The organism is Streptomyces sp. MnatMP-M17, from assembly GCF_900091995.1.
Lineage (GTDB): Bacteria > Actinomycetota > Actinomycetes > Streptomycetales > Streptomycetaceae > Streptomyces.
This window is the reverse complement of the sequence record NZ_FMDK01000611.1, coordinates 1-10289: the sequence shown is the minus strand read 5'-3', so window position 1 is coordinate 10289 and position 10289 is coordinate 1. Positions and strand designations below refer to the sequence as shown.

The 10289-nt window shown below is 69.5% G+C and carries 12 protein-coding genes and 2 pseudogenes; 5 read left to right on the top strand and 9 right to left on the bottom strand.

Features of this window, described 5'->3' with window-relative positions; genetic code table 11:
- Positions 1 to 665 (top strand): annotated as a pseudogene (locus GA0115259_RS25990) (amino acid deaminase); the annotation flags it as partial.
- Between the two features lie 11 nt (positions 666 to 676).
- Positions 677 to 2320, top strand: coding sequence for an N-acyl-D-amino-acid deacylase family protein (locus GA0115259_RS25985; RefSeq protein ID WP_093601520.1), 1644 nt, complete (start codon positions 677 to 679; stop codon positions 2318 to 2320).
- A gap of 23 nt (positions 2321 to 2343) precedes the next feature.
- Here GA0115259_RS25985 and GA0115259_RS42190 read toward each other — a convergent pair whose 3' ends face one another.
- From GA0115259_RS42190 to GA0115259_RS25955, 7 genes are all read right to left on the bottom strand, one after another.
- Positions 2344 to 2475 (bottom strand): zinc-binding dehydrogenase, encoded by a 132-nt coding sequence (locus GA0115259_RS42190; protein ID WP_237540503.1) that lies wholly within the window; start codon positions 2473 to 2475, stop codon positions 2344 to 2346.
- The gene (locus tag GA0115259_RS25980; RefSeq protein WP_237540502.1) at positions 2472 to 2750 is read right to left on the bottom strand and encodes an MDR/zinc-dependent alcohol dehydrogenase-like family protein; all 279 of its coding nucleotides are present in this window, start codon (positions 2748 to 2750) and stop codon (positions 2472 to 2474) included. The genes GA0115259_RS42190 and GA0115259_RS25980 overlap by 4 nt, the downstream gene beginning before the upstream one ends.
- Positions 2751 to 2781: 31 nt before the next feature.
- Positions 2782 to 2982, bottom strand: a complete 201-nt coding sequence (locus GA0115259_RS25975; RefSeq protein WP_176732656.1) for a nitroreductase family protein — start codon at positions 2980 to 2982, stop codon at positions 2782 to 2784.
- A 90-nt stretch (positions 2983 to 3072) separates the two neighbouring features.
- Positions 3073 to 3669, bottom strand: a complete 597-nt coding sequence (locus GA0115259_RS25970; RefSeq protein WP_093601517.1) for a TetR/AcrR family transcriptional regulator — start codon at positions 3667 to 3669, stop codon at positions 3073 to 3075.
- 232 nt (positions 3670 to 3901) lie between these two features.
- On the bottom strand, positions 3902 to 4327 hold the full coding sequence (locus GA0115259_RS25965) for a PIN domain-containing protein (RefSeq protein WP_093601515.1): 426 nt from the start codon (positions 4325 to 4327) through the stop codon (positions 3902 to 3904).
- Positions 4315 to 4566: a type II toxin-antitoxin system Phd/YefM family antitoxin gene (locus GA0115259_RS25960; RefSeq protein WP_093601513.1), complete on the bottom strand. Its 252-nt coding sequence runs from the start codon at positions 4564 to 4566 to the stop codon at positions 4315 to 4317. Before GA0115259_RS25960 ends, GA0115259_RS25965 begins: the two co-directional genes overlap by 13 nt.
- Positions 4567 to 4663: 97 nt before the next feature.
- A complete protein-coding gene (locus GA0115259_RS25955; RefSeq protein WP_093601511.1) occupies positions 4664 to 5011 on the bottom strand; it encodes a DoxX family protein in 348 nt (115 codons plus the stop codon).
- Positions 5012 to 5212: 201 nt separating this feature from the next.
- Here GA0115259_RS25955 and GA0115259_RS25950 point away from each other — a divergent pair, with 201 nt between their 5' ends.
- Complete coding sequence (locus GA0115259_RS25950) at positions 5213 to 6064, top strand: helix-turn-helix domain-containing protein (RefSeq protein ID WP_093601509.1); 852 nt, start codon at positions 5213 to 5215, stop codon at positions 6062 to 6064.
- A gap of 196 nt (positions 6065 to 6260) precedes the next feature.
- Here the strand turns inward: GA0115259_RS25950 and GA0115259_RS42185 are convergent.
- Positions 6261 to 6494, bottom strand: a pseudogene (locus GA0115259_RS42185) (GMC oxidoreductase); the annotation flags it as partial.
- Positions 6470 to 6982 (bottom strand): GMC family oxidoreductase N-terminal domain-containing protein, encoded by a 513-nt coding sequence (locus tag GA0115259_RS41215; protein WP_237540500.1) that lies wholly within the window; start codon positions 6980 to 6982, stop codon positions 6470 to 6472. The pseudogene GA0115259_RS42185 and the gene GA0115259_RS41215, both read right to left, overlap by 25 nt.
- Positions 6983 to 7220: 238 nt before the next feature.
- Between GA0115259_RS41215 and GA0115259_RS25940 the strand changes: the two genes are divergently transcribed.
- Together GA0115259_RS25940 and GA0115259_RS25935 are read left to right on the top strand one after the other, a co-directional pair.
- The gene (locus GA0115259_RS25940) at positions 7221 to 8657 is read left to right on the top strand and encodes an aldehyde dehydrogenase (RefSeq protein ID WP_093601507.1); all 1437 of its coding nucleotides are present in this window, start codon (positions 7221 to 7223) and stop codon (positions 8655 to 8657) included.
- 147 nt (positions 8658 to 8804) lie between these two features.
- Positions 8805 to 10016: a pyridoxal phosphate-dependent aminotransferase gene (locus GA0115259_RS25935; RefSeq protein WP_093601505.1), complete on the top strand. Its 1212-nt coding sequence runs from the start codon at positions 8805 to 8807 to the stop codon at positions 10014 to 10016.
- The last annotated feature ends 273 nt before the right edge of the window (positions 10017 to 10289 follow it).

Here is a 10289-nt window from a genome sequence, read left to right as displayed (position 1 = left end):
ACGAGGGCGAGGTGCCGGCGGCCGACGGTGACACCGTCCGCGCGTGGCTGCGCCGGCTCGTCGCGCTGGCGGCCGACTTCGACAAGGCGGGCCGCTTCGAGGCCCGGACGGCGGACACGCTCTCGGGCACGCCCAACGAGATCGTCATCAGCGCGGGCGGCAGCGCCTGGTTCGACGCGGTCGCGGACGTCTTCGCGGAGATCCCTCCGCTCTCCCGTCCCGTGCTCAAGCTGCTGCGCTCAGGTGCGTACATCTCGCACGACGACGGCCACTACCGCCATCTCACGCCCTTCAACCGCGTCCCCGAGGAGGGCTCCCTCCAGCCCGCCTTCCGGCTCTGGGCCCAGGTCGTCTCCCGTCCCTCGCCCGGCCAGGCCTTTGTCAACGCGGGCAAGCGGGACGCGGCGTACGACCTGGATCTGCCCGAGGCCCAGGTCGTACGGGACGGCCGCACCGGCGAGATCCGCCCGGCGGCCGGTGTCACGGTCACGGGCCTGTCCGACCAGCACGGCTGGCTGACCACCGCGCCCGAGGCGGAGCTGGAGGTCGGCGACTGGGTGGGGATGGGGCTGTCGCATCCGTGCACCTCGTTCGACAAATGGCAGCTCATTCCGCTCGTGGAGGCGGACGGCACGGTCACGGACCTCGTCCGTACGTTCTTCTGAGAGGGCCGGCCATGGATCTCGTTCTGCGGGACGCGCGTGTCATCGACGGTACGGGCGGCCCTTCGTACCGCGCGGATGTGGGCATCACGGACGGCCGTATCGCCGCGATACGCAAAGAAGCGGACGGCGGCGCCCGGCTCACCGGTGGCCGCCTCACCGGCGCCCAGGTCCTCGACGCCGACGGGCTCGCCCTCTCGCCCGGCTTCATCGACATGCACGCGCACAGCGATCTGGCGCTGCTGCGCGATCCCGACCACTCCGCGAAGGCCGCGCAGGGCGTGACGCTGGAAGTGATCGGCCAGGACGGTCTGTCGTACGCGCCCGTGGACGACGCGACACTGGCGCAGGTGCGGCGGGCGATCACCGGCTGGAACGGCGGCGCGCCGGAAGACACGAGCGTCGACTTCGACTGGCGCACGGTCGGCGAGTATCTGGACCGGCTCGACCACGGCTTCGACGGCCGTGGCATCGCGGTCAACGCCGCGTATCTGATCCCGCAGGGCACGGTCCGTATGTACGCGGTCGGCTGGGACGACCGGCCCGCGACCGAAGCCGAACTCGCCCGGATGAAGCGGCTGGTGGCCGAGTCCATGGAGCAGGGCGCGGTCGGGATGTCCTCCGGGCTGACGTACACGCCCGGGATGTACGCGGACAACGCCGAACTGACCGAGCTGTGCCGGGTGGTGGCGGAGTACGGCGGCTACTACTGCCCGCACCACCGGTCGTACGGCGCCGGTGCGCTCCAGGCGTACGAGGAGATGGTGACGCTCACCCGGCACGCGGGCTGCGCGCTCCATCTCGCCCACGCCACCATGAACTTCGGCGTGAACAAGGGCAGGGCGCCCGAGCTGCTCGCGCTGCTCGACCGGGCGCTGGACGCGGGCGCGGACATCTCCCTCGACACCTATCCGTACACGCCCGGCTGCACCACGCTCGTCGCGATGCTGCCGAGCTGGGCGAGCGAGGGCGGCCCGCACACAATCCTGGAGCGGCTGCGGGACGGCGCGGCGGCGGAGCGGATCCGCCACCATCTGGAGGTCGTCGGCTCGGACGGCTGCCACGGTGTGCCCATCGAGTGGGACACGATCGAGATCTCCGGTGTCTCGGCGCCGGAACTCGCGGACCATGTCGGCCGTACGGTCGAGGAGTCGGCGCGGGCGCGCGGCGAGACGCCCTGGACGACGGCCCGCCGGCTGCTGATCGAGGACCGGCTGGGCTCGACGATCCTCCAGCACGTGGGCCATGAGGAGAACGTCCGCGCGATCATGCGCCACCGCGTCCACACAGGCGGCAGCGACGGCATCCTCCAGGGCGCCAAACCGCACCCGCGCGCGTACGGCACGTTCCCGCACTATCTGGGCCGGTACGCCCGTGACCTGGGCGTCCTCTCCCTGGAGGAGTGCGTGGCCCACCTCACCGGCCGCCCCGCCACCCGCCTCCGCCTCCCCGACCGCGGCCTGATCCACGAGGGCTACCGGGCCGACCTGGTCCTCTTCGACCCGGCGACGGTCTCGTCCCCAGCCACCTTCGACACCCCCAGAGCCCGCCCGGTGGGCATCCCGCACGTCCTCATAGCGGGCCAGTTCGTCATCGAGAACGGCCGCCGCACGGATGTCCTGGCGGGGCGGTCGGTACGGAGGACGCCGCGAGGCTAGGGTCTTTCAGATCGTCGTCGGTGTCAGTGGCTGATGATGATCTTGCCGAAGTGAGCGCCGTTCGCCATGTAGGACGCTGCGGCGGGCGCTTCCTCGAAGGGGAAGACGCGGTCGATCACCGGCCGCAGTCCGTGCGCCGTGATGACCCTGTTCATGTCTCCAGGTCGCTTCTGCTGCCGCCGCCGACCTCCACGACCACGTCGGCGCCCTGACCGTCGGTGAGCTTGCGCACCTCGGCGCCCCAGTCCGGTGTGGAGACCAGCGACACCCGGCCGGTCGGCACCGGGTAGCGGCCGTCCAGCATGAACAGGTCGCGGGCATTGAGCGAGGTGGCGTGCACACGCACCAGCACCTGGCCCGTGGCGGGTGCCGGCGTCGGTTCCTCGACGAGTGCGATCCGGCCGGACTCGGACATTCTGAACAAGCGCATGGGGGTAACCCTTTCTGAGGTGGTGCCCGCGTCAGAGGACGCCGGGGGTGTCGTGGAGGACCACGCTCTGCTCCAGCGGGACGCGTCCCATACGGACGCTGTTCACCACGGCGGCCTCGTTGGCGATGCCGAAGGAGATGCCGAAGGAGATGCCGAACAGCAGCTTGAGGTCCCCGGGAACGCCCAGGAACTCGCGGATGGTGTCGGAGTACAAACCGCCGAACGCCGGCATGAAGAGTTTGCTACGGGTGCCGCGGCGCGAGGTGGGAGCACCGGGTGCGTGAGCGGTGGAGAGAACGGTTGGTTCGAAGCGGGTCGTGGCCTACTCCGCGCCGCCCTGCCGGCGGTATCCGGTTTCGACGAGTGCGCGAAGGCGGTCGAGCGCCCCCTCGTCCGTGGTGCCGGTGCCCCTGATCCAGGCAACGGAGACGGCCGCGAGGAACAGGTCGCGCCCCCGCACCGACGGGCGCGCGTGCCCCGCGAGCTGTGCGGCCCGCACATACTCCTCGGTGGTGGCGATCAGGTGGTCGCAGGAGAGGGTGAGCGGGTTGTCCGGCTCCTGGTCCCTGGCCGCCGCCATGAGCGGTTCCGGCAGGCCGCTGAAGGCACTGAAGTACTCCTCCATGGCCCGCAACCACTGCCGCAGCGCCTCGGAGGCGTCACCCAGCCGCTCGATGTCCGCCCGGCGGCCCGTCAACTCCTCGGAGCGCGTCTGCAACACGGCTGCCAGCAACGCCTCCCGGCTGGGAAAGTGCCGGTACAACGTGCCGGGCCCCACACCCGCCTCCTTGGCCACCGCCTCCAAAGAGGTGCCGACCCCGTACTTCAGGAAATGGCGCTGCGCCGCTTCCAGGAGAGCCACACGATTGCGCTGGACGTCCACCCGGGGCCTGCGCCCCTGCTGACCTGTGACGCTCATACGCCCTCCCGCTTCATACAATCCTGCGGCCCCAACAAAACGGAGGCCAACTCCGCACAGCGTCGAGCGTAAAACGGAGGCAGCATCCGGTCAACTCGGCGCGACCGCTCCGTCAACACCTGGATGTCTGGGCGGCCGGTTCGTCCTCAAGCGCCGGACCGGCCGGCTCAGCCCGTCCGCTCAGCCCGTCCGACGCTTGAGGACAGGTCGCAGCGCCGACGACGCACGGGCGTCAGGAAGACGCGGACGCGCTTGCGTCCAGGTCGCGCGCCTGCACGCCGGGCAGGTCGCCGAACCGGGCTTTGGCGTCCAAGGTCACCACGGTGCGGGCGGTCGCCGCCGCCGTGGCGGCGATGATCAGGTCGTGCGCCCCACGCGGCCTGCCCTCGCGCCGTACATGGGCGACCAGACGGGCATGGGCGTGCGCCACATGCAGCGTGTATTCCTCCACCGGCACCAGTGCCAGGACGCCCTCGATGAACGCCTGCCGCCTCTCGCGGTGCTTTCCGTCGGCGAGTTCGAGGCCCAGCAGGAGTTCGGCGGCGGTCACAGCGGAGACACAGACGTCATCGTTGGACCGGCGCAGCTCCGCCGAGAGGCTGATCTTGCCGCGTTCGGCAGCGATCAGGACGCCCGCGTCCAGGATCACTCGCTCCACGGGTCCTCCGCGGTCAGCAGGGAGCGGGTGCCCATGACGTCGTCCTCGAAGTCGTCATCCAGCGTGCCCGCGAAGCGGTCGAGGAGATCGGCGAGATCCGCGCCGTTGCCCGCCGGAGCCTGCGAGATCATTGCCAGGCGCCTGCCGCCGCGCGTGACTATGACGGTCTCGCCGTGCTCGGCCATGTCCAGAACGGCGGCGAAGTTCCGGGAGGCTTCGGTCGCGGTCATCACCTTCATGGAACCAAGGTATCTGATTCTCTGATTTCTGGCGTACGGGCTGGGACGGCCGGAGCTGCCTGGCGCCCGCCCGCCCCGCACCCGCGTCACAGCGCGCTCAGGCCGAGGCCAGGCGCAGTACCAGCGACGCGACCGCCAGGAGGAAGATCACGGCCACCGGGGCCATCGCGTAGTCCTTCGCCCGGAGGTGGTAGATCGCCGCGCCGATGAAGTACAGGGTCACGCCGATCGCCGCCGCCACGCCGAGCGGGGCCAGCCAGAGGCCGATCAGGAGGCCTGCCGCGCCCGCGGCCTTCAGGGTGGCCAGGCGGGGGAGCCAGGAGTCGGGGACGCCCACTTTGGACATCGAGCTGACGACCGCCTCCTGCTTGGTGAAGGTGGCGAACGCGGAGCCCGTCAGGACGGCGGCGAGCAGAATGCCGACAACGGCGTAGGCGATGAACACGGATGACCCCTCGGAACGGTGTGCGTGCAGCGGCGTGTGTGAAGAACCACAGCAAGACCACAGAGGGGCTCCGCCGGTCGCGGGCCCCCGGGTCAACGTGCCGCAATCCGCCGCCCCGAGGAACACCCGGCCGAGGCTAGTAGTGACAGGGCTACGATCCGACGGCTCCCGGCGCGCGGTCCGGCCGGTACATTGCCTGGCGTGAGCGACAACGAGCTGGGCCTGTTCCTGCGCGCCCGCCGCGAGTCCGTCACTCCCGCCGAGGTCGGGCTCCCGGACGGCAGCCGGCGCCGTACGCCCGGGCTGCGCCGTTCCGAGCTGGCCACGCTCGCCGGTATCAGCGTCGAGTACCTCGCCCGGCTCGAACAGGGCCGGGACCGCCATCCGTCCCCGCAGGTCATCGCCGCCCTCGCCGACGCCCTCCGCCTCACCGCCGACGAGCGCTTCGCCCTGATGCACGCCGTCAAGTCGCTCAGCGACACGCGTCAGCTCTGCCCCGGCGCGGGCCTGCCGCCGAACCGGACCGTACGCCCCACCCTCCGCGCCCTGCTCGACCGGCTGGAACCCACCCCCGCCGTCCTGCTGAACCGGCTGACCGATGTGATCGCCTTCACCAGCGGGTACGAGCAGCTCGCCCGCCCCCTGGGCCTGCTGGACCCGGCCGCGCCCAGCCTCGTACGGTTCCTGTTCACCGACCCCCGGGCCCGTACCGCCCACCCCGACTGGGCACGCGACGCCGACGACCTCGTCGCCCGCCTCAAGACCGGATCCGTCTCCGACGACCACCTGGACGGTCTTGTCGAGGAGCTGACGCTCACCGCGGGCGCCCCCTTCGCCGAGCGCTGGGCCACCACCCTGCGGATGCCCCCGAGCCCCACCGCCCGGCGGCTGCTGCACCCCGGCGCGGGCGAGCTGCGGCTGCTGGACGAGACGCTCGAACTGCCGGAGGCCGAGGGCCAGCGGCTGGTCGTCCACCTCCCCGCCGACGACGCGACCGCCACCGCGCTCGACAAGCTGACCGGCCGCCGCCCGGGAGCCCTCCGCGCGGTCTGAACCGCCGGTACGGCCGAGGAAACGTCCACGCGCCGGCCCGGCGCCGTGTGGGCCGGACCGTACGGCCGCTCTCTACCGCCCGTTCAGAATGAGGTCGGCCGCCTTTTCCGCGATCATGACCGTGGGCGCGTTCGTATTTGCCGCCAGGCAGGGCCGGCATGACCGAGGCGTCCACCACGCGCAGTGCCTCCGCTCCCCGCACCTTCAGCTCCGGATCCACCACGGCGCTTTCGAACGTGCCCATGGCACACGTACCGGCGGCGTGGTAGGCGCTTCCGCTCCACCTCAGCGCGTGCTCGGCCAGTGTCCCGTCGTCGAGCGCACCGAGGTCTTCGACGTCCGGCAGATAAGGGCTCCGCAGATACTGCGGCAATGGGTCGCACTCACCTATGGCTATGACGGCCCTCATCCCGGCGACCGTGGTCTCCATGTCCCGGGCGTCGCCGAAATACGGGGATCGATGACGGGATGCGCCCGAGGGTCGTTCGAGGCGTGCAAAGGGCCCGCGAGACGGCTGTGCGTCTCCGATTTCATGAAGTACGGGAGGACGTCCGCGTACCCCCAGCCCTGGGCACCGAAATCATCTCGCCAGCCGTCGTAGTCATAGCGGTTGCCCCGTGCGTAGATCATGACGTTCGTCGAGGAAGAGCCACCGAGCGCCTTCCCTCGTGGCCAGTAAAAGGCCCTTCGGGTCTGCTTCTGCTCGACCGTCCGATAATTCCAGTCGACATCCGACCTGAAGAGCAATCCAAGAGCGGCAGGAACGCGGATGTTGTCAGCGGTTCCCTCTCCACCGGCTCCACCGGCTTCGAGGAGCAGGACCCGCGTGGCCGGATCCGCGCTGAGCCGGTTGGCGAGCACACAGCCCGCGCTCCCGGCCCCGACGACGACATAATCGAAAGCCTCAGCACCAGGCATAATCCCGCCCTCTGCCGCCCGAAATCGTGCCCCCGGAAATGGCGCTCAGGGAAAGGGCCTACCGCTACAACGCTAGCGCGGAAGCCAGGATCGTCAACTGCTCGCGCGGTCTTCGCTATCCCGCCTGCCTCGCCGTATCTTTGCGAGCCTGCGCGACGGACCGTACCCTGAAAATCACTGAAGAAATCACCGAAAGCCCCTCCGCGTAGCCGCGTCACCGCAGGAAGGGAAATGCGTCATGGAAATGAATCGCCTTTACATCGGAGGGAATTGGGTCGAGCCGTCCACCGACCGTAAGATCACCGTCACCTCCGCCAGTGACGAAAAGCCTCTGGGCGCCGTGCCGGAAGGGATGGAGGCCGATGTCGACCGTGCCGTCCACGCCGCCCGGACCGCGTTCGACACGCCCAGTGGCTGGCCGGACTGGCCACCGGATCGCCGCTCTGCGGCCATGCTGCGGCTCGCGGACGAGCTGGACGCCAGAAGCGGGGAGACGGCGGAGAGCGTCAGCGCGCAGAACGGTATGCCGATCTCGTCCGCCACTGTCTTCGAAGGCGCCGTGCCGGCCATGCTGCTGCGGTACTTCGCCGAGCTCGTGTCCAAGACTCCGGAGGAGGAACAGCGCGACGGGATACCCATGGGAACGACCACCGTGCGGCGTGAGCCGGTAGGAGTGGTGGCGACGATCATGGTCTGGAACTTTCCTCAGGTGATCGCGTTCTTCAAGGTGGCACCCGCTCTGGCGGCCGGATGCACACTTGTACTCAAGCCCGCGCCACAGGCGGTGCTCGATTCGGTCGTACTGGCCGAGGCCGTCGACAAGGCGGGTATCCCGGAGGGCGTGGTCAACATCGTGCCCGGAGGGCCCGAAACCGGGGCCCATCTCGTCACGCATCCCGGTGTCGACAGAGTGGCCTTCACCGGCTCGACGGCCGTGGGACGCCGGATCGCGTCCGCCTGCGGGCAGTTGCTGCGACCGGTCACTCTCGAACTGGGAGGAAAGTCGGCGGCCGTCATCCTGGACGACGCGGACCTGACGGCACACGCCGAACAGCACTTCGCCGCGAGCTTCCTCAACAACGGCCAGACCTGCTTCGCCTCCACCAGGATCCTGGCGCCACGCAGCCGTTACGGCGAGGTCGTGGACTTCTACACCGCGCTGGCCGACGGTGCGACCGTGGGCGACGCGCTGGATCCCGCCACGCAGATCGGCCCTCTGGTCAGTGCGCGGCAGCGCGAACGCGTGGAGGGATACATCGGCAGAGGCCGGGCCGAAGGCGCGCGTCTGACCACTGGAGGAGGCCGCCCTGCCGGACTCGAACAGGGCTGGTTCGTCGAACCGACCATTTTCGCTGACGTCGACAACGCGTCCGTGATCGCGCGGGAAGAGATCTTCGGCCCGGTCCTGACGATCACCGGCTTCAACGACGAGGACGACGCGGTGCGCACCGCCAACGACTCGCCGTACGGGCTCGCCGGCACCGTCTGGACGACCGATCCCGACCGGGGCGACCGCGTGGCCAAGCGCATCCGGACAGGCACGATCGGCATCAACGGATATCTGCCGGACATCACCTCTCCCTACGGCGGGAGAAAGGACAGCGGACTGGGCCGGGAACTGGGCCCCGAGGGCCTGCGCTCCTTCCAGCAGCTCCAGTCGATCTACCATCCCTGAGCCGCCGGAGCCAGGCCCGCTCCGTACCGCACACCCCCTCTCCCCGCGCCTCCCGGACTCCCCCGCCCGCCCCGCGAAATCCCTCGCACGGCTGACGTGACCCGAAACACCACGCGGGCTCCGTTACGCGGCCGTAAGCTCGCGGACATGCAGGTCATCCAGTCGACGAAGCTCGCAAACGTCTGTTACGAGATCCGGGGCCCCGTCCTCGACGAGGCGACGCGGATGGAGGCGGCGGGCCAGCGCATCCTCAAGCTCAACACCGGCAATCCGGCCGCCTTCGGCTTCGAGTGCCCGCCCGAGATCCTCGAAGACGTCCTGCGCAACCTCGGCGACGCACACGGCTACGGCGACGCGAAAGGGCTGCTCTCCGCCCGGCGCGCGGTGATGCAGCACTACCAGACAAAGGGCATCGAGCTGGACGTCGAGGACATCTACCTCGGCAACGGAGTCTCCGAGCTGATCCAGATGTCGATGCAGGCGCTGCTGGACGACGGCGACGAGGTGCTCGTACCGGCGCCCGACTATCCGCTCTGGACCGCCTCCGTCTCCCTCGCCGGCGGCACGGCCGTGCACTACCGCTGCGACGAGCAGGCCGACTGGATGCCGGACCTCGCCGATATCGAGCGGAAGATCACCGACCGCACCAAGGCGCTCGTGATCATCAATCCGAACAATCCCACCGGCGCGGTATACAGCGACGAGATGCTCACCGCCCTCACCGAGATCGCCCGCCGCCACCATCTCGTCGTCTGCTCCGACGAGATCTACGACCGGATCCTCTACGACGGCGCCACGCACACACCCACCGCCGCCATCGCGCCGGATCTGCTCACGCTCACCTTCAACGGGCTCTCCAAGAACTACCGCGTGGCCGGTTTCCGCTCCGGCTGGCTGGCGGTCTGCGGCCCCAAGGCGCACGCCGCCTCGTACATCGAGGGCCTGACGATCCTGGCGAACATGCGGCTGTGCGCCAATATGCCGTCCCAGCACGCGGTCGCCACCGCGCTCGGCGGCCGGCAGTCGATCCAGGATCTGGTGCTGCCCGGCGGCCGGATCCTGGAGCAGCGGAACACCGCGTACGAGCTGCTCACCCAGATCCCCGGCGTGACCTGCGTGAAGCCCAAGGGCGCGCTCTATCTGTTCCCGCGGCTCGATCCGAAGGTCTTCAAGATCAAGGACGACCGGCAGATGGTGCTCGATCTGCTGCGGGCGGAGAGGATCATGGTGGTGCACGGTACGGGCTTCAACTGGCCGGAGCCGGACCACTTCCGGATCGTCACCCTGCCCGCCGTCCAGGACCTCACGGACGCGGTGACCCGGATCGGGAACTTCCTGGACGGTTACGCCCAGCCGTAGGCCGTCGCGTACAGCCCGCGTACAGCCCGCGCACAACCCGTACAGCCGTGCACCGGAAGTTCCCGGAGCCCGAGAAGCTCCCGGACTGCGCTCAACTTTAGACTGAATCCAAGGTAGGATGGTCTCCTGACGATGCCAGGAGGCCATCCTCATGTACGAGCCGATCCGCGCGAAGTCGGTCCACACGATGGCCGACCGCACCGAGTTCCCGCACCGCAGCCGCGAGGAAGAGCTGAACATCCAGCTCGCCGGACATCTCTCCGCACTGCTGGC